At 45.4% G+C, this 18,279-nt stretch carries 17 protein-coding genes; 14 read left to right on the top strand and 3 right to left on the bottom strand.

Annotated elements, in window-relative coordinates; all coding sequences use genetic code 11:
• Positions 1-6: 6 nt before the first annotated feature.
• The gene (locus BU200_RS05395) at positions 7-456 is read right to left on the bottom strand and encodes a MarR family winged helix-turn-helix transcriptional regulator (RefSeq protein ID WP_158015107.1); all 450 of its coding nucleotides are present in this window, start codon (positions 454-456) and stop codon (positions 7-9) included.
• Positions 457-634: 178 nt separating this feature from the next.
• On the opposite strand from BU200_RS05395, the gene BU200_RS05400 reads away from it, so the two are divergent.
• Together BU200_RS05400 and BU200_RS05405 are read left to right on the top strand one after the other, a co-directional pair.
• A complete protein-coding gene (locus tag BU200_RS05400) occupies positions 635-1,876 on the top strand; it encodes an aminopeptidase (protein ID WP_075099203.1) in 1,242 nt (413 codons plus the stop codon).
• A 144-nt stretch (positions 1,877-2,020) separates the two neighbouring features.
• Positions 2,021-2,251, top strand: coding sequence for a GlsB/YeaQ/YmgE family stress response membrane protein (locus BU200_RS05405; protein WP_075099204.1), 231 nt, complete (start codon positions 2,021-2,023; stop codon positions 2,249-2,251).
• Between the two features lie 285 nt (positions 2,252-2,536).
• On the opposite strand, the gene def is transcribed toward BU200_RS05405, so the two are convergent.
• On the bottom strand, positions 2,537-3,151 hold the full coding sequence (gene def, locus BU200_RS05410; protein ID WP_075099205.1) for a peptide deformylase: 615 nt from the start codon (positions 3,149-3,151) through the stop codon (positions 2,537-2,539).
• 361 nt (positions 3,152-3,512) lie between these two features.
• Here def and BU200_RS05415 point away from each other — a divergent pair, with 361 nt between their 5' ends.
• From BU200_RS05415 to BU200_RS05455, 9 genes are all read left to right on the top strand, one after another.
• Positions 3,513-4,241, top strand: coding sequence for a pseudouridine synthase (locus BU200_RS05415; RefSeq protein WP_075099206.1), 729 nt, complete (start codon positions 3,513-3,515; stop codon positions 4,239-4,241).
• Positions 4,242-4,802: 561 nt separating this feature from the next.
• A complete protein-coding gene (locus tag BU200_RS05420) occupies positions 4,803-6,077 on the top strand; it encodes a uracil-xanthine permease family protein (protein WP_075099207.1) in 1,275 nt (424 codons plus the stop codon).
• 121 nt (positions 6,078-6,198) lie between these two features.
• The gene (gene rpsO / locus BU200_RS05425; protein ID WP_075099208.1) at positions 6,199-6,468 is read left to right on the top strand and encodes a 30S ribosomal protein S15; all 270 of its coding nucleotides are present in this window, start codon (positions 6,199-6,201) and stop codon (positions 6,466-6,468) included.
• A 502-nt stretch (positions 6,469-6,970) separates the two neighbouring features.
• A complete protein-coding gene (gene pnp, locus BU200_RS05430; protein ID WP_075099209.1) occupies positions 6,971-9,181 on the top strand; it encodes a polyribonucleotide nucleotidyltransferase in 2,211 nt (736 codons plus the stop codon).
• Between the two features lie 314 nt (positions 9,182-9,495).
• On the top strand, positions 9,496-10,080 hold the full coding sequence (gene cysE, locus BU200_RS05435) for a serine O-acetyltransferase (protein WP_075099210.1): 585 nt from the start codon (positions 9,496-9,498) through the stop codon (positions 10,078-10,080).
• A 91-nt stretch (positions 10,081-10,171) separates the two neighbouring features.
• Positions 10,172-11,515 carry a cysteine--tRNA ligase gene (gene cysS, locus BU200_RS05440; protein ID WP_075099211.1) on the top strand — a complete coding sequence of 448 codons (1,344 nt, stop codon included), beginning with the start codon at positions 10,172-10,174 and terminating at the stop codon, positions 11,513-11,515.
• Positions 11,508-11,888, top strand: a complete 381-nt coding sequence (locus BU200_RS05445; protein WP_075099212.1) for a Mini-ribonuclease 3 — start codon at positions 11,508-11,510, stop codon at positions 11,886-11,888. The genes cysS and BU200_RS05445 overlap by 8 nt, the downstream gene beginning before the upstream one ends.
• An 8-nt stretch (positions 11,889-11,896) precedes the next feature.
• On the top strand, positions 11,897-12,838 hold the full coding sequence (locus BU200_RS05450) for a helix-turn-helix domain-containing protein (RefSeq protein WP_083609365.1): 942 nt from the start codon (positions 11,897-11,899) through the stop codon (positions 12,836-12,838).
• Positions 12,839-12,968: 130 nt separating this feature from the next.
• Complete coding sequence (locus BU200_RS05455) at positions 12,969-14,102, top strand: ABC transporter ATP-binding protein (protein ID WP_075099213.1); 1,134 nt, start codon at positions 12,969-12,971, stop codon at positions 14,100-14,102.
• Positions 14,103-14,678: 576 nt separating this feature from the next.
• Here BU200_RS05455 and BU200_RS05460 read toward each other — a convergent pair.
• The gene (locus tag BU200_RS05460; protein ID WP_075099214.1) at positions 14,679-15,641 is read right to left on the bottom strand and encodes an aromatic acid exporter family protein; all 963 of its coding nucleotides are present in this window, start codon (positions 15,639-15,641) and stop codon (positions 14,679-14,681) included.
• A 294-nt stretch (positions 15,642-15,935) separates the two neighbouring features.
• Between BU200_RS05460 and rlmB the strand changes: the two genes are divergently transcribed.
• The 3 genes from rlmB (at position 15,936) to BU200_RS05475 (ending at position 18,227) form a co-directional block, all read left to right on the top strand.
• Positions 15,936-16,673 (top strand): 23S rRNA (guanosine(2251)-2'-O)-methyltransferase RlmB, encoded by a 738-nt coding sequence (gene rlmB, locus BU200_RS05465; RefSeq protein WP_075099215.1) that lies wholly within the window; start codon positions 15,936-15,938, stop codon positions 16,671-16,673.
• A gap of 30 nt (positions 16,674-16,703) precedes the next feature.
• On the top strand, positions 16,704-17,567 hold the full coding sequence (locus tag BU200_RS05470; protein WP_075099216.1) for a DegV family protein: 864 nt from the start codon (positions 16,704-16,706) through the stop codon (positions 17,565-17,567).
• Positions 17,568-17,654: 87 nt separating this feature from the next.
• Positions 17,655-18,227, top strand: coding sequence for a hypothetical protein (locus BU200_RS05475; protein WP_075099217.1), 573 nt, complete (start codon positions 17,655-17,657; stop codon positions 18,225-18,227).
• The last annotated feature ends 52 nt before the right edge of the window (positions 18,228-18,279 follow it).

Consider the following 18,279-nt stretch of genomic DNA (forward strand, 5'->3'; position numbering starts at 1 on the left):
CTCTTCTTAATGACGCAACAGCTGACTTTCTAGTTGTTGTTGCAAGGCTTTATTAAAAGAGGCATAGAGTTGAAGGAGCTGTTTTCCATCCTCCTCGCTCATTTGAGACATGGCATGGCTTTCAGCCTCCTCCAGCGGATCCAAAATGGAGGCTGCATAGTCCCTCCCCTTACCAGTGAGATGGATAAATTTCTGGCGTTTGTCGTGTTCATTTTGCACAAAAGAGACCAGTTTTTCCTGCTCAAAGAGCTTGATAGTGGCATTGATGACCTGCTTACTGCTTCCTAATTTGTGGCTTAGGCAGGCTTGGGACAAGGGACTTTGAGCATAGTAGAGCCAGAGAAGAATGAAAAAGGATGTCCGTTGTAAGCCGCATTTTTTGGCATATTGATCATACAGAAGATCCTGCTCATATTTCAAACGAGCAAAGGTCTTTGCTTGCTGTTTTATCTGCATTATCATAAAGCTACCGCCTTTTGAATCAATGAAATCGTTAAAAATATAGACTGTTAGTATACCATGTCCTATCTAAATAGTCAAAAATATGGACTAATCCAATCATTATAGCAGAAAATGCCTTTCTAGGGTAAAATATGGTACAATAAAAAGGATCGAATGAAAAAAGGAGTAAACCATGGTATTACCAAACTTTAAAGAAAACTTGGCAAAATATGCGAAGCTACTCGTCTCAACAGGTATCAATGTACAACCGGGTCATACGGTTTCCTTGACCATTAGTGTTGATCAGGCTGAATTAGCCCGCTTGATTGTCAAAGAAGCATACGCAAAAGGGGCTGTCGAAGTACTGGTCAACTGGCAAGATGATGTAATCTTGCGCGAGCGTTACTTGAATGTGCCGATCGAACGTTTGGAAACCATTTCGGAGCAACGAATTGCAGAGATGAACTACATCTTGGAGCATAAAGCTAGCCGTTTGGTGGTTCTGTCTGATGATCCAGGTGCTTTGGATGGTATCGACCCAGAAAAACTATCCCGTGCTACACGCGCAGCAAGCATTGCCTTAAATCCAATGCGACAGGCGACCCAAGCCAACAAAATTAGCTGGACCTTGGGAGCGGCAGCAGGGCTAGAATGGGCGAAAAAGGTCTTCCCAGATGCAACAAGTGACGAGGAAGCGGTTGATTTGCTTTGGGATCAGATCTTCAAGACCTGCCGTGTCTATGCTGATGATCCAGTAGCAGCTTGGAAAGAGCATGAAGAACGCCTCGTTGCTAAGGCTGCACTATTGAATAAGGAACAGTTTGTCAAACTCCACTATACTGCACCGGGGACAGACTTGACGCTCGGTATGCCACAAAACCACTTGTGGGAAGCAGCAGGCTCTATCAATGCTCAAGGGGAGCATTTTATTGCCAATATGCCGACAGAAGAAGTCTTTACAGCGCCTGACTACCGTGTAGCAGATGGATATGTGACATCAACCAAACCGCTCAGCTACAATGGCAATATCATTGAGGGAATCAAAGTGACCTTTAAGGACGGAGAAATTGTTGATATTACCGCTGAAAAAGGTGATGAGGTCATGAAGAAATTGGTCTTTGATAATGCTGGTGCTCGCGGTCTCGGTGAGGTTGCCCTCGTACCAGACCAAAGTCCAATCTCTCAATCAGGTGTGACCTTCTTCAACACCCTCTTTGACGAAAATGCCTCAAATCACTTGGCGATCGGTTCAGCCTATGCTTTTAGCATTGAAGGTGGTGTCGATATGACCAATGATGAATTGAAAGCGGCAGGTCTCAACCGTTCAGATGTTCACGTAGACTTCATGATTGGTTCAAATAAAATGAATATTGATGGTATCCGTGAAGACGGAACAGTTGTGCCAATCTTCCGTGATGGTGAGTGGGCGATTTAGTAGTCGTCCCCTCTCAAACGCTTCATGCTTGTTGAATGCAAGTTTATACTTATTTGAAAAGGATAAGATATGCCATTTCAATGTTTAAAAGTAGTACTTGCCCTATTAGCACCTGTTTTAGAGAGTAAAGGAGGATAGAAAGATATGTTTGGAAGTCTACTGGTTGGTTTTCTTGTAGCCATTATTGCCGCAGCCATTACCAACCGTGGTGAAAAAATGGGCTGTATCGGTAAGATTCTATTAGGACTTGCCGGCGCCTGGGTTGGTCAGCTCCTCTTTGGTGCCTGGGGACCCCAGATTGCAGGTACAGCTATCGTTCCCTCCGTTCTAGGAGCTGTGATTCTCCTAGCCATTTTTTGGGAGCGGGGCAGTTAATCATAAAACTCCCAGACTAAGATGAACTGATATACTCCCCTTATAGTGTCTAGTGAATTTTTGTTTTCACTGTCCACTATATGGGGAGTATATCATAAGATGCTAGTCTGGGAGTTTTATATTTCGCACTGAATTCAATTCGCTTGCTTTTTGTTGAGTCTTATCATTGTTTTGTTAGTATAACGGTATCGTTTAAGAGTTTGGTCTCTATCATACTCAAGTGTTGGCTTACATGGCAAGATTTTTGCCCATGAAAAAGGGTATTCCAATTTCTACGCCCAACAATTATTCAATCACGAGCATACCCTCTTTGATCGCAAATGGATGTTCTGGATTGATACGGTCGTAGAACATGATTCCGTTGATATGATCAATCTCGTGTTGGACGACAATGGCATTAAAGCCCTTGAGTTTGATGCGGTGTTTTTCCCCTGTCTTATCAAAATATTCCACCGTTACACGAGCGTGGCGGACTACGTATCCAGGGACTTCACGGTCAACAGATAGACACCCTTCTCCGCCCTCCATAGCAGCTTCTTGAATGGAGTGAGAGACGATTTTCGGGTTGTACATGACCTCTTGGAGGGCGTATGCCTCGGCTGGTGGATTGCCTTCTTCGTCCTCTGGATTTGGGACAAGAACCGCAATGATCCTTTTTGAAATATCAATCTGTGGTGCAGCAAGACCGACCCCACCCCGCAGCTTCATTTTTTCCGCCATGACAGGATCCTGTGAGTGTTTAAGGAACTGGAGCATTTTTTCTCCCAAGATGACCTCCTCATCAGACAGTGGAAGTTGGATTTCTGTTGCGACCTTACGCAGGGTTGGGTGTCCTTCACGGATAATGTCGTCCATATCAATCAAGTGACTAGCTTTTGTTAAACGTTCAATTACAGACATAGTATTCTCCTTCTAGTTTCTATTAGTCTAGTATAGCACGAAACCAGAGAGAAGAAAAGAAGGGTGCAAGATGAAGGGGAATTTGCTATACTGATACTCTATAAAAATCAAAATCTGGAACTGACTAAAGCTGAAACAGTTATGTCCCAAAGGGGGGGCACACTTGACACGAGTTTTACTTGTTCTATCTCCTACCTTCAACAGTCTAAAACCTCCACTGGAGCTTTTTACTCAGCAAGACGAGTTAACGACGTTAGATTTTGATTTTTGACGAGTATGATGACAGAAATGAAAGGTAGTTCCTGATAGTGAGGCTATCAGCTGAAAGATATATTATAAAGTATAAAAATGAGGAAATCAGATGCGTTTGGATAAATTTTTAGTGGAAGCTGGTCTTGGCTCGCGGACAGAAGTCAAGAAAATGTTGAAATCGGGCAAGGTGACGGTCAATCAGGTGGTGGAAAAATCCGCCAAAACCCATATTGACGAAAGGAAAGACCAGATTGCCTATCAGGGCGAGGTCTTGTCCTATGAGAAATTTGTTTACTATCTTTTGAACAAGCCCAAGGGAGTGATTTCAGCGACAGAAGATAGTAAGCACCGGACAGTCTTAGAATTGCTGGACGAGACGGCGAGACAAAAGGAGGTTTTTCCCGTTGGACGGCTAGATATTGATACGCACGGGCTTCTGCTCTTGACCAATAATGGAGCATTGGCTCACGAAATACTATCGCCTAAGAAGCATGTAGATAAGGTCTATCGGGCAGAGGTTGCGGGGATCATGACTAGGGAAGATGTCAGCCGCTTTGCCAGTGGCATTGAGCTGAAAGACTTTACCTGCCAGCCTGCTGATTTGGAAGTTTTAGAAGTGAATGAAACAGCCCAGACCTCGCGCGTGCAGATTCGGATTGCGGAAGGGAAATTTCACCAAGTCAAACGCATGGTGGCAGCCTGTGGCAAACAAGTGACAGATCTGCAACGCTTCAGCATGGGTCCGTTGGTCCTAGATACTGATCTCGCCTTAGGCGCCTACCGCAGATTAACCGCCCATGAATTGGAAACCCTAGCCACATTCGGAGTGGAAGTATAAGATACGAGGACGTTAAAAAAGCGACTGAAAAATAGGAGACTGCCACTGTGTTCGATGAACACAAGGTAGTCTATCCCTAAAGGTAGCCACAGCTGTAAGTAACTAAAGTTACAATATCTGCGTCTCTTTTTTTCGAGGTTTTAGGCTGAACTCAATTCCACAAGATACGAGAGTGTTTGACACGAGTTTCACTCGTTTTATTTCCAACTTTCCACAGTTAAATTAGGAAATACGACGAGTGAAAAGCTCCAGTGGAGGTTTTTAGCCTATCCTTAAAGGTAGCTGTATCTGTAACCAATTAAAATTGGAACAGCTACGAAAAATTAGGCAATCTGACATCAATTAAAAGTAACAAATTGTATTGATCCATCTTGATAGGTGCCGATAATCTATGCGTAGACCGTTGGTGCTAGCCAAAAAAATCATTTTGTGGTAGACTGGTACAAGCATAGGTTTTTAAACTCATCCTGTGAGGTGAGAAAGACAAATACGGAGTAGACTAACAAAGGCCTATGACTATCGAAAAGAGACATGGGCTTTTTGTGTGCCCAGAGGAGGATTATGAAAGAATCAGTTCGTTTATTACTGGATGTGGATGAAAAACCGTCATTCGGTCAAGGGATACTCTTGAGTTTTCAGCACGTCTTTGCCATGTTTGGTGCAACCATTTTGGTGCCGTTGATTTTGGGAATGCCTGTATCTGTTGCCCTCTTTGCTTCGGGAGTAGGAACCCTAATCTACCAGCTTGCAACCCAGTTTAAAGTACCTGTCTACTTGGGGTCATCTTTTGCCTATATTTCAGCCATGGCGCTCGCCATTAAGGAGATGAATGGTGATGTCTCGGCTGCCCAGACCGGGGTACTTTTTGTCGGCTTTATCTATGTCTTGATTGCAGGCTTAGTTAAGGTAATCGGAACCAAGTGGATTGATACCCTCTTGCCACCGATTGTTATCGGTCCGATGATTATCGTTATCGGTCTTGGCTTGGCTAATTCGGCTGTGACCAATGCTGGGTTTATCGCAGATGGGGACTGGCGCAATGTTGTTGCGGCGATTGCGACTTTCCTGATTGCAGCCTTTGTGAATACCAAGGGAAAAGGTTTCGTGAAGATTGTCCCATTCTTGATTGCTATTATCGGTGGGTATGTGATCGCTCTGGCGCTTGGTCTGGTTAACTTTACACCGGTTATAGAGGCTCCTTGGCTCGAGTTGCCACGCTTCTACCTGCCATTTAAGTCAGGCGTTTTTGAGCAGTACAAGCTCTACTTTGGACCAGAAATGCTTGCGATTTTACCGATTGCAGTAGTAACGGTAGCAGAGCATATCGGTGATCATACCGTTTTGAGCCAGATTTGTGGCCGTCCATTCTTGAAAAATCCGGGCTTGAACCGTACCTTGATTGGAGACGGGGTAGCGACTGCGGTATCTGCCTTTATCGGTGGTCCTGCCAATACGACCTATGGAGAAAATACAGGAGTGATCGGAATGACACGGATCGCCTCTGTATCAGTTATCCGCAATGCTGCCCTCATTGCTATTGCTTTTAGCTTCCTTGGAAAATTCACAGCGCTGATCTCTACGATTCCAAGCGCCGTTCTAGGAGGGATGTCTATCTTGCTGTATGGTGTCATTGCAAGTAACGGTTTGAAAGTCTTGATTGAAAGTCGGGTAGACTTTGGGCAGGTTCGCAACCTGATCATTGCCAGCTCCATGTTGGTCTTGGGTCTTGGAGGAGCTGTCTTGAATATCGGAGCGGTCACCCTCTCAGGAACAGCCCTCAGTGCGATTGTGGGAATCATTCTGAACTTGATTTTGCCACGTCAAGCGCAGAAATAGTTGACAAAGAGAGAAAAGATTGATAGAATAGTTGGGTCTTAGGGACACAAATTAGCCTTTCTTGGTCACGGGTTGCCAGCCTGTTACTCGGATTTGGCTCAAATACAAAGGAGAAATACTCATGGCAATCTCAAAAGAGAAAAAAAATGAAATCATGGCGCAATATGCTCGTCATGAAGGTGATACTGGTTCAGTTGAGGTACAAGTAGCAGTGCTTACTTGGGAAATCAACCACTTGAATGAGCACATCAAACAACATAAAAAAGACCACGCAACTTACCGTGGATTGATGAAAAAAATCGGTCGTCGTCGTAACTTGTTGGCTTACTTGCGTAGAACAGACGTTAACCGTTACCGCGAGTTGATTCATTCATTGGGTCTTCGTCGTTAATCTGGCGAACATGAAAAGAAGGGACTTTGTTTCCTTCTTTTTTGGTTTAGTACCAAGATACGAGAGCGTTTGACACGAGTTTCACTCGTTTTATTTCCAACCTTCCACAGTCTATTCCTAGACTGTGGAAGCGCACAGTGAAATAGGAAATACGACGAAGAGATTAGAGAGAGTTTGCTTCGCAAACTTCTATTTCCCACCTCTAAAGGTATACTATACCTTTAGAGCTAGGAGTATTTATCTTTTTCACACAGTGCTTAGCTCGAGTTCAATTTATAAAAGTTAAACGAAACGGCTATAAATTTGTTTTTCCTTCTTTTGTTTTTTACCTAAAGTATGATAAAATAAACAGGATACGTGGTTTTGTGCAAAGTTGAGTTTGGGACTTTCCTAGGCTGACCTTTGTAGAAAACACGATATCCTCTTTGAACGTAAAAGAACGAACCTTGTTTGTCTGCTTTTGTGTTTTGAAGAAAGAATGATTTAAATTTAGGAGATACAAATGGGAAAACAGACATTTGAAATGACCTTTGCGGGTCGCCCTCTAGTTGTTGAGGTTGGGCAGGTCGCAAAACAAGCAAACGGAAGCGTCGTTGTGCGCTACGGTGAGAGTACCGTTCTGACGGCGGCTGTCATGTCGAAAAAAATGGCAACAGGAGACTTCTTCCCTCTTCAGGTCAACTACGAAGAAAAGATGTATGCAGCTGGGAAATATCCCGGAGGCTTTAACAAGCGTGAGGGTCGTCCATCAACAGATGCAACCTTGACCGCTCGTTTGATCGACCGCCCGATTCGTCCAATGTTTGCGGAAGGTTTCCGCAATGAAGTACAGGTGATTAACACCGTCTTGTCTTATGATGAAAATGCGAGCGCACCGATGGCAGCTATGTTTGGTAGCTCACTTGCCTTATCCATCTCTGACATTCCATTCAACGGACCAATCGCTGGTGTTCAAGTCGGCTATGTAGACGGTGAATTGGTTATCAATCCAAGCAAGGAGGTGGCAGAAAGATCCCTGCTTGAATTGACAGTGGCAGGGACAAAAGATGCGATTAACATGGTAGAATCTGGGGCAAAAGAATTGTCCGAAGAAGTCATGTTAGAAGCCTTGCTCAAGGGTCACGAAGCTGTTAAAGAATTGATTGCCTTCCAAGAAGAAATCGTAGCCCAAGTCGGCAAGGAAAAAGCAGATGTTGAGCTACTCCATGTGGATGAGGACTTGCAGGCAGAAATCATTGTAGCCTATAACAGTGACTTGCAAAAAGCAGTTCAGGTAGAAGAAAAATTAGCCCGTGAAGCGGCAACGACTGCTGTGAGAGAACAAGTAACAGCTGCCTATGCAGAAAAATACGCAGACCATGAAGAATATGACCGTATCATGCGTGATGTGGCAGAGATTTTAGAGCAAATGGAGCATGCAGAAGTGCGCCGCTTGATCACAGAAGATAAGATTCGTCCTGACGGTCGCCGTGTGGATGAGATCCGTCCGTTAGAGGCGGCGGTAGACTTCTTGCCACGCGTGCATGGTTCAGGTCTCTTTACCCGCGGGCAAACCCAAGCCTTGTCTGTCTTGACCTTGGCGCCAATGGGGGAAACCCAGATTGTGGACGGTTTGGATCCTGAGTATAAAAAACGCTTCTTGCACCACTACAACTTCCCTCAATATTCAGTAGGAGAAACAGGTCGCTACGGTGCTCCGGGCCGTCGTGAAATTGGTCACGGTGCCTTGGGAGAGCGTGCCCTTGAGCAAGTATTGCCAAGCCTTGAAGAGTTTCCGTATGCGATTCGTTTGGTCGCAGAAGTGCTGGAATCAAATGGTTCTTCCTCACAGGCTTCGATCTGTGCTGGTACTCTTGCCTTGATGGCTGGTGGTGTGCCGATTAAGGCACCGGTCGCAGGGATTGCGATGGGCTTGATTTCAGACGGGACAAATTACACGGTCTTGACAGATATTCAAGGTCTGGAAGATCACTTTGGTGATATGGACTTCAAGGTGGCAGGAACGCGTGACGGGATTACTGCCCTCCAAATGGACATTAAGATTGAGGGGATCACGGCAGAAATCTTGCAAGAAGCCCTTGCCCAAGCTAAGAAAGCCCGCTTTGAAATCTTGAATGTGATTGAAGAAGCCATTCCAGCTGTTCGTCCTGATTTGGCACCGACTGCACCGAAGATTGATACGATCAAGATTGATGTTGACAAGATTAAGATTGTCATCGGTAAGGGTGGTGAAACCATCGATAAGATTATCGCAGAAACAGGTGTCAAGATTGACATTGATGAAGAAGGAAATGTAGCCATTTACTCAAGTGACCGCGCTGCCATTGATCGTGCTAAAGAAATCATTGCAGGCTTGGTGCGTGAAGCCAAGGTTGACGAAGTCTATCGTGCCAAGGTTGTACGGATTGAGAAATTCGGTGCTTTCGTTAACCTCTTTGACAAGACAGATGCCCTTGTCCATGTATCTGAAATGGCTTGGACACGTGTCAACCGAGTAGAGGATTTGGTACAAATCGGTGATGAAGTTGATGTCAAGGTCATCAAGATTGATGAAAAAGGTCGTGTGGATGCCTCTATGAAAGTCCTCTTGCCTCGTCCTGAAAAAGTAGAGCAAGGTGAATCGAGAGAAAGATCAGACCGTCCTCGCCGTCCGAGAGAAAAGAAAGAGAAGACAAGCCTCGGAGAATTTAAGTTTCATAAGGTGGAAAAGTAAGGAATGAGAGAGAAATCGAGGCCTTGTCTACCGATTTCTCTCCCACCCCTATAACTAAATAAGTACTGAAGATATGGTCTTTTCATCAAACCAGTCTGGGGAGAGACTGGTTGAGCTGGGAAATGAAGAAAACCAAGTTTTCGTTAACAGTCGCAAGTAGCTGCTCCTCTTTAAGAATCAAAAAAGATGCTTTGTCGACTGATCTTGGTGAATGGAATTTGAGCTAAGCGCTGTGTGAAAAAGATAAACTAAATGACGATAATGGTTAGGCTGAGCACGGATTGCCCAGCCTTATCATGAATAAAGGAGAAAAAATGGGTTGGTGGACAGACACCGTTGAGATTGTAAAAGAAAAAGATCCAGCAGCACGCTCATCGCTGGAGGTGATTTTGACCTATCCAGGGGTGAAAGCCTTGGCTGCGCATCGCCTGTCCCATTTTTTGTGGCAGCATGGTTTTAAATTGCTCGCTCGCATGCATAGTCAATTCTGGCGTTTTTGGACTCAGATTGAAATTCATCCAGGCGCTAAGATTGCAAGTGGTGTCTTTATTGACCACGGTGCAGGCTTGGTGATCGGAGAAACGGCAGAGATTGAGTCGGGCGTTATGCTCTACCATGGAGTAACTCTTGGTGGAACAGGAAAAGACTGTGGCAAACGGCATCCGACTGTTCGCAAGGGCGCCCTCATTTCTGCCCATTCCCAGATAATTGGGCCGATTGAAATCGGTGAAAATGCCAAGGTTGGAGCGGCAGCGGTTGTTCTATCAGATGTGCCAGCAGATGTGACGGTCGTGGGCATGCCTGCAAAAATCGTCCGCATTCATGGGAAAAAAGATGAGCAGGCCATTCGTCCCCTACAAGAAGCCAGAGAAGCCAGCTATTATTCAGCCAAGTTGTAGACGAAAAAGAGCAGTAAGCACCTTGTGATGCTAGGACTTCCATTAGAAAGGAAAGGTGTGGATAAGCAGATCTATCCACAGTGCCAATAGTATGATTACAATTTACGATACCATGACACGGAGCCTCCGCGAGTTTGTCCCCTTGGAGGCTGGAAAGGTCAAGATGTATGTCTGTGGCCCGACAGTCTATAATTATATCCATGTCGGAAATGCGCGTTCAACCGTGGCTTTTGATACCATTCGACGCTATTTTGAATACCGCGGATTTGAGGTGAATTATATTTCCAATTTCACGGATGTAGATGACAAGATTATCAACCGTGCGAAAGAAGAGGGAGTTAGTCCGCAAGAAATCGCCGAAAAGTATATTGCAGCTTTTACTGCTGATGTGGCGAAACTCGGTGTGAAGCCAGCTGTCCAGCACCCTCGGGTCATGCATTTCATGGATGAGATTGTGGCCTTTATTGAAGAATTGATCGCAAAAGGCTACGCCTACGAAGCAGGAGGTGATGTCTATTTCCGAGTGGAGAAGTCTGAAAACTATGCGGCCTTGGCCAACAAGACCTTGGAAGACTTGGTGCTTGGTGCTAGCGGTCGAACGGATGAGGAGACTGCCCGTAAGGAAAATCCTGTCGACTTTGCCCTCTGGAAATCAGCCAAAGCAGGTGAAATTTCTTGGGAGAGCCCTTGGGGAGCAGGTCGTCCGGGCTGGCATATTGAGTGTTCTGTCATGGCGACAGAAATCTTAGGTGACACCATCGACATTCATGGAGGTGGGGCAGATCTAGAATTTCCACACCATACCAACGAAATTGCCCAGTCAGAGGCAAAGACGGGGCAGACCTTTGCCAACTACTGGATGCACAATGGCTTTGTCAATATTGACAATGTCAAGATGTCCAAGTCTTTGGGCAACTTTATCACCGTTCACGACGCCCTTGAAACGGTGGACGGTCAGGTCTTGCGTTTCTTCTTTGCGACCCAGCATTACAGAAAGCCGATCAACTTTACTGAAAAAGGGGTCGCAGATGCAGCAGTCAATCTCAAGTATTTAAAAAATACCCACAAGCAGCCCTTTACAGACAATGTCGATCTCGAACGCTTGGTGGAGTTTGAGAGCAAATTCTGTCAAGCCATGGATGAAGATTTTAATACGGCAAATGGGATTACCGTTGTTTTTGAATTGGCCAAGTGGATTAACTCTGGCAACTACAACCTTGAAGTCAAGGTAGCTCTTGAGCAGATTTTGGCAGTCTTTGGGATTGTCTTTGAAGAAGAAGTGCTAGATAGCGAGATTGAGGCCTTGATTGAGCGACGCCAAGCAGCGCGAGTAGCGCGGGATTTTGCGACCGCAGACGCTATCCGAGATCAATTGGCAGCGCAGGGTATCAAACTCCTTGACACCAAGGACGGAGTGAGGTGGACACGTGATTGATGTGACCCTCATCAATGGCATTGCTCTAGCCTTTGAAGGAGATGCGGTTTATTCTATGTATATTCGCAGGCACTTGATTTTTAAAGGCTTGACCAAGCCCAATCAATTGCACCGAGAAGCCAACCGTTATGTATCGGCAAAGGCGCAAGCTAGCCTCATTTCCAAGATGTTAGACATGGATTTTCTGACAGAAAAAGAAGTGGAGATTTACAAACGTGGACGCAATACCAATAGCCATACGAAGGCAAAAAATGCAGATGTCGTGACCTATCGGATGTCGACAGGCTTTGAGGCAGTTCTGGGCTATCTCCACATGACAGGACAAATCGAGCGCCTTGAGGAAATAGTGAAGTGGTGTATTGAAAATGGATAGGAGGTTCTATGCGAGCGGAACAGTTTTTTTCCAAGCAGAGCAAAACGCGAAGAACAAAGGTCGCAAGCCATTTGCTAGATAGTCAAGAGGCGCTAGTATTTTTTCCGGCTGGGACTATTGTTGATGCGCCTATCCATCATTCTCACCAGCTCGCCCTCCCTCTATCCAATGGTCGTTGGCTTCAGATTGACCAAGATACCTTGACAGAGCGGGAGCGTTACTTACTAGCCCTAGTTTCTGATGATGATGAGGTCGATACCAGTCATCCTTGGTACCGATTTTTAGTCAAGGGAACGGGATCAATGCCCCAAGAGATTAGTCCCATGCAGTGGATTCATGTGCATCATTCCCTGTCGGCACTTGAGGAAAAGGAGGAATTTCAAGCCTGGCTTGAAGTCATGCGCTCCCTATTGCCCAACCGTGTCGCTGATTTTCAGCTGACAGCTCATGATAGGGTTTTTGTACTGGTGCAAAGCACCTTTATCCCGATTCAGGAGGTATTAGAAGATACCTTGTCAACTATGGAATTTGACTTTGGTCTAAAACTAACTATTCTAGTTGGGCAAATGTGGTCGCAAGTAGCAGAGGGGAATTGGACGAGGCTCTTTCAGGCAGAGCACCAAATCTTTAGCGCTTGGCAGCAACGTTTTCAATCTTCCCGCGTTCTTTCTTTTGGGCAGGTCTTTTTATGGGGGCAAGGGCAGGAAATCTCGCTCCGTCCCCTGCGAGATCAATTGGGACAGATGATTAGCCAGCAAGATCAGTTGGCAGATAGTATTCTTGCCCTATGGGAGGAGGCGGCTGTGGTAACCAAGGCGGCTCAACGCCTCTATGTTCACCGTAATACCTTGCAATACCGCCTCGAAAAATGGCTAGATGTCAGTGGTCTTCAGCTCCGCAACTTGACCGATTTGGCGGTCTGTTACCAGATTGTACTGGAGGACGGCTAGGAGACCTGATACAGATAAGGGGCTTTTGTGCAACTTGTACAAATCGTCTTTTTCTTTTTGTTCAGATTGACAAGGAAAAATAAAGCGTTTTCATATATACTAAAAGAGTAAAAGAAAGCGAGGTTTGAACATGGTTCAATTAAATCTGAAAAATATCTACAAAAAATATCCAAACAGCGAACATTACTCTGTTGAAGATTTCAATCTAGACATCAAAGACAAGGAGTTTATCGTATTCGTTGGGCCTTCAGGATGTGGTAAATCAACCACGCTTCGTATGATTGCAGGTCTCGAAGATATTACAGAGGGTGAAGCCTATATTGATGACGTATTGATGAATGACGTGGCACCAAAAGACCGTGATATTGCCATGGTATTCCAAAACTACGCCCTCTACCCACACATGACAGTATTTGACAACATGGCTTTCGGCTTGAAATTGCGCAAATACAGCAAGGATGAAATCAAAAAACGGGTAGAAGAAGCAGCTACTATCCTTGGCTTGACAGAATTTTTGCAACGCAAACCAGCAGACCTTTCTGGTGGACAACGCCAGCGTGTTGCCATGGGGCGTGCCATTGTCCGTGATGCTAAGGTATTCTTGATGGATGAGCCTTTGTCAAACTTGGATGCCAAACTTCGTGTATCCATGCGGACAGAAATTGCGAAAATCCACCGCCGTATCGGTGCGACAACTATCTATGTAACCCATGACCAGACAGAAGCTATGACCCTGGCTGACCGTATCGTTATCATGAGCGCAACCAAGAATGAAGCAGGTACAGGCACGATCGGACGGATCGAGCAAATCGGTACACCAGAAGAATTGTACAATGCTCCTGTCAACAAGTTTGTGGCAAGCTTTATCGGAAGTCCAGCAATGAACTTCTTCAATGTGAGCTTGAAAGATGGTGTCCTATCAGACGGTGAAAACTTCTCAATTCGCTTGCCAGAAGGTCGCAGAAAGCATTTGGAAGAAAAGGGATACGATGGAAAACAACTCACACTAGGGATCCGTCCAGAAGACATCAAGGCTTCTCAATTGGAATTGGATGCCTATCCTGAAAGTATCGTGACATCAGAAGTAGTGGTTTCTGAATTGCTTGGTGCAGAGTCTATGCTTTATAGCCGTGTCGGCTCTACCGAGTTTGTATCGCGGGTAGATGCGCGTGATTTCCACAAACCGGGTGAAAAAGTACGCCTAGCCTTCAACTTGAACAAGGCACACTTCTTTGATAACGACACAAACAAGGCTATCGTCTAATAGGCAAAAACGATCCTCTCCATCTCTAGTTATTTAGTTTACTTTTAGTACAAGGCTATAACTATATTTTGTTATAGCCGTTTAGTTTATTTTTAGTACTAGCTCAAACAGTCTGGGGAGAGACTGTTGGAGGTAGGAAATAAAGAAAACGAAGTTTTCGTCAAAACAGTCTGGGGAGAGACTGTTTGAGGTGGGAAATGAAGAAAAGGAAGTTTTCGTTAAAAGTCGCAGGTAGTTGTCTAGTTGATAACTAGACAAGTTATAGATAAGAAAAGTGTAACTTTTCTCAATAGTACAACTCAAGATACAAGGGCGTTAAACGAGCAAAGCAAAAATAGGAGTTTTGACGAGTGAAAAGCTCCAGTGGAGGTTTTCAGCCTATTTCCTAAAGAACCATCATCAGCTAAAACTGAAACAGTTATCGCTCTTTTTTGCACAGCTCGTAGCCCGAGTTCAATTATACAAGACGAGTTAACGAAGTAATAAAAATATAAACTAAATGACTATAAAAGACTAGACACCCTCCCCACCAAATGGTGGGGAGGGGGCTGTGTTCTAGGATAAAAGGTTTCTACTCTAGGAATGCTCCTCGGCATACTGCTCGTAGAAGTCGACCTTGAGCTGGATAAAGACCTCTATATCATGGAGAAGCTGGAAGAGGGTAGCCCGTGCTTCAAATTCTTCCCGGGTCTGAGGGAGCGGACGTTCACGGAAGGTCTGGTGAAAGAGCTCAATATCGTTGAGGAGTTCATGTCCGGGATTTTGCCGACTGAGCTGGAGGGCTGTCCGTTCAAAGAGGCTGGCTAGGATAACGGCTTCGCGGCTCTCGAGCGAAAATTTGTTGATATTGTTTGCCATAGTGCGTAAAATCTTATTTTGCGCCAGCCGCATTTCAAAGTAGTGAACTTGGTAGTTGGTACGGTGAAAGACCTGATTGTGGCGGTCAAGATAGACGACATCAAGCGCTCTTTTGAGGGTTTGATCCAACTGGCTGATCAATTGCGCCTCATTGCGCCCATCTCCTGTCAGTAAAAATTCCTGAAAACGCAGGAGAATTGACTTTAGCGTCTGTTCGACCTCTTCGTGGTAGAGCAGGATCTGCTTGTCCTGTGAAGGCATGTAGAGATTGGCGATAAGGGCAATCCCGGCGCCGATCAGAAAGAGGGCAAGCTCATTTCCTAAAAGAATTAGCGAGGTGGATTTTTCGAGGAAGAGGTGGGTTACAAGGACTGTACAGGGCGCAATCCCTGCAGTCAGATTTGCCTTGTAGGCAAGCGGGACATAGAGGCAGAGGTAGAGCCCCAAGGTCAGCAGGTGAAACCCTAGAAATGAAAAGGCAAGTGTCGCAAGGGCAAGGGCTAAAAGCGTTGACCACAGCCTAGCCCAAGCCGTCTTGAGCGAAGCCCGTCTCGTATCCAGAACACTTAAAATAGCAATAATGCCTGCGGAGGTAGCGTAAGATAGTTGTAAAAAATCAGCCAAGCTAATCGCGATACAGGTCGCAAGAACCAGCTTAATCGTTCGATGAAGTAAGGGCATGGTCGTCTCCTATCGTAATGGAAAGCTATGTTTTATTATACCATACCATCATCTATTATCCCCATTCCTTGACCAGACAGCCAGCAAAACCTCCATGTTTGAATAGGTCATTAGGCAGGGGAGCTTCTGGGGTGATAAGATGTAGGAAACACGAATAAAGCTATAATTGGTTATTTGTTGTAAACCGAGCTTGATTTGGGAAACTTGGCTCTATTTACCAAGCTGTGTTAATCAGTTGTCTCTCGAATTTAATGAGTTCTTCCCCACTCCCTGTTTTCGTGTTATAATAGGGACATGAAACAAGTAGAAACAAATGATATCGTTTATGGCGTGCATGCGGTGGTAGAAAGTTTAGAAGCCAATGTCGGCAATAAGCTCTACCTTCAGGATGATTTGCGCGGAAAAAATGTGGATAAGATCAAGGCTCTTGCGACTGACAAAAAGGTGTCCATTTCATGGACCTCTAAGAAAAGTTTATCTGACATGACGTCAGGCGCTGTTCACCAAGGATTTGTCCTACGGGTGTCGGCATTTGCCTATACAGAGTTGACCGACATCTTGGACAGGGCAGGGCAAGAAGAAAATCCCTTGATTCTGATTCTGGACGGCTTGACAGATCCCCATAATTTTGGCTCAATTTTACGAACGGCAGACGCGACTCAGGTCGCAGGAATTATCATTCCCAAACACCGCGCGGTCGGTGTGACCCCCGTTGTCGCAAAGACCTCAACAGGTGCGGTCGCCCATGTTCCCATTGCTCGAGTGACAAACCTAAGCCAGACCTTGGAGACATTAAAGGCGGCAGGCTTCTGGATTTTTGGGACAGATATGAACGGAACCCCTAGCCACAAGTGGGATACAAGAGGCAAGATGGCGCTCATCATCGGAAGCGAGGGCAAGGGGATTTCTGCCAATATCAAAAAGCAGGTTGATGAGATGGTTACCATTCCCATGAAAGGGCATGTGCAGAGTTTAAATGCTAGCGTAGCAGCAGCAGTGCTAATGTATGAAGTTTTTCGGAAGAAAGTGTGAGACTGCAAGGAGCAGTTTAGAAGGAGAGATATGACCCCATTTAAGATCGTGACCGATTCCACAGCGGATCTACCAGTAGAATGGCTTGAACAATACGACCTAACCGTCATGGGCTTGACCGTGGAGTTAGACGGCGTCGTCTATGAAACAGTTGGTGAGAACCGCCTGACCAGTGATGTCCTGCTAGAAAAAATGCTGGCGGGTGGACAACCGACAACGAGCCAGGTCAATGTCGGACAGTTTGAAGCCCTGTTTAGGGAAGCCGCAAAGGCTAGCCAAGCAGTCCTCTATCTGGCTTTTTCTGCCGCCTTATCAGGTACCTATCAAAGTGCAGTCATGGCGCGGGAAATGGTCATGGAAGACTATCCAGAAGCAGTGATTGAGATTATCGATACCAAGGCTGCCACCTTGGGTGAGGCTTACTTGGTCTTAAAAGCTGCCCAAGCCAGGGAAGCAGGTGCTTCACTCGCTGAAACGCTTGCTATTATTGAGGATGTAATCCCCCGTATTCGAACCTATCTCTTGGTTGATGATTTGCAACACTTAGTGCGTGGTGGTCGCCTGTCAAAGGCAGCAGCTCTCATCGGTGGCTTGGTCAATATCAAACCTCTGATTTCGATTGATCGGGACGGAAAACTTGTCTCGATTGCCAAACTTCGTGGTAAGAAAAAAGGGATAAAGGAAATGCTTGCTCTAACGCTGGGGCAACTGGATGAATCCTGTGTCATGGTGGCATATACTGGAGATGTGGAGGCGGCAGAACAGTTGCGCGCTACCTTGCTAGCAGATCCACAGGTAGAGCAAGTCATTATGGCGCCTCTGGGACCGATTATCGCTAGCCACACAGGAACAGGCTCTCTGGCTATTTTATCCATTGGAAGAGATCAGCGATAATTCTTAGTTGACGAATGCTTTGATTAGGAGCTTTGTAGTGCTCTGGAGATAAACGATAGTAGAACTATTTATAAATGAGGAGAAGACATGGGATTTTTTGACCGATTATTTAAAAAGGTGGAGCAAGTCAACACGGGACAGGCTAGTCCAGAAAGTCTGGCAGAAGAAATGTATATAGAAGAAACCGTCTCAGCAGAAGCCGCTCTGGACTATTGGTATAGTATGCAGCAAAGGTTGCTGGTGAATGCTGTAAAGGCGGCTAGTCAAGAGGTGGAGCGAGCTTTTATTCTCGCTAATTTTAAGGAAGATGAGGAATGCTTTGATTTCTTCTATCAAATTGAAGGACATCTACTTCATTGGCAAGAACTGGGGGAAGAAGCGCGTTATAAAATTGAAAGTCAGTTCCTCCCTCAGGCACAAGAAGTTGCTTGCTCTCTTCATACAGATTTTGATGCGGCAGGTTTGCCTCGGATTGCTTATGCGATGTTACAGTTTGAACAGGCGACTATGGCGTGGTTTGGTAGACGATTAGAGCAGACTACCCCTGAAGCTAGCCTCTCCTTTGAAGTATTTTCAAAACAATGGTTTAATCTAGTAGAAAAAAGCATAGAGGAGCACCCCTTAGATAGTGACCGCCCCTTGCCTTACTTAGAGTTATAGTAGGGATAGGAGTAAGTTGTTCGTCTATTTCTGAAAAAAGTTTCCTAGTTTA

The organism is Streptococcus acidominimus (assembly GCF_001921825.1).
Lineage (GTDB): Bacteria > Bacillota > Bacilli > Lactobacillales > Streptococcaceae > Streptococcus > Streptococcus acidominimus.

Bases quoted from the DNA above. Each gene is read 5' to 3' on its own strand.
- BU200_RS05400 (WP_075099203.1), top strand. From the start codon at position 635: ATGGTATTACCAAACTTTAAAGAAAACTTGGCAAAATATGCGAAGCTA.
- BU200_RS05475 (WP_075099217.1), top strand. From the start codon at position 17,655: ATGGGATTTTTTGACCGATTATTTAAAAAGGTGGAGCAAGTCAACACG.
- BU200_RS05420 (WP_075099207.1), top strand. From the start codon at position 4,803: ATGAAAGAATCAGTTCGTTTATTACTGGATGTGGATGAAAAACCGTCA.
- cysE (WP_075099210.1), top strand. From the start codon at position 9,496: ATGGGTTGGTGGACAGACACCGTTGAGATTGTAAAAGAAAAAGATCCA.
- BU200_RS05470 (WP_075099216.1), top strand. From the start codon at position 16,704: ATGACCCCATTTAAGATCGTGACCGATTCCACAGCGGATCTACCAGTA.
- BU200_RS05395 (WP_158015107.1), bottom strand. From the start codon at position 456: ATGCAGATAAAACAGCAAGCAAAGACCTTTGCTCGTTTGAAATATGAG.
- BU200_RS05405 (WP_075099204.1), top strand. From the start codon at position 2,021: ATGTTTGGAAGTCTACTGGTTGGTTTTCTTGTAGCCATTATTGCCGCA.
- BU200_RS05450 (WP_083609365.1), top strand. From the start codon at position 11,897: ATGCGAGCGGAACAGTTTTTTTCCAAGCAGAGCAAAACGCGAAGAACA.
- rpsO (WP_075099208.1), top strand. From the start codon at position 6,199: ATGGCAATCTCAAAAGAGAAAAAAAATGAAATCATGGCGCAATATGCT.
- def (WP_075099205.1), bottom strand. From the start codon at position 3,151: ATGTCTGTAATTGAACGTTTAACAAAAGCTAGTCACTTGATTGATATG.
- BU200_RS05460 (WP_075099214.1), bottom strand. From the start codon at position 15,641: ATGCCCTTACTTCATCGAACGATTAAGCTGGTTCTTGCGACCTGTATC.
- cysS (WP_075099211.1), top strand. From the start codon at position 10,172: ATGATTACAATTTACGATACCATGACACGGAGCCTCCGCGAGTTTGTC.
- pnp (WP_075099209.1), top strand. From the start codon at position 6,971: ATGGGAAAACAGACATTTGAAATGACCTTTGCGGGTCGCCCTCTAGTT.
- BU200_RS05455 (WP_075099213.1), top strand. From the start codon at position 12,969: ATGGTTCAATTAAATCTGAAAAATATCTACAAAAAATATCCAAACAGC.
- BU200_RS05415 (WP_075099206.1), top strand. From the start codon at position 3,513: ATGCGTTTGGATAAATTTTTAGTGGAAGCTGGTCTTGGCTCGCGGACA.
- rlmB (WP_075099215.1), top strand. From the start codon at position 15,936: ATGAAACAAGTAGAAACAAATGATATCGTTTATGGCGTGCATGCGGTG.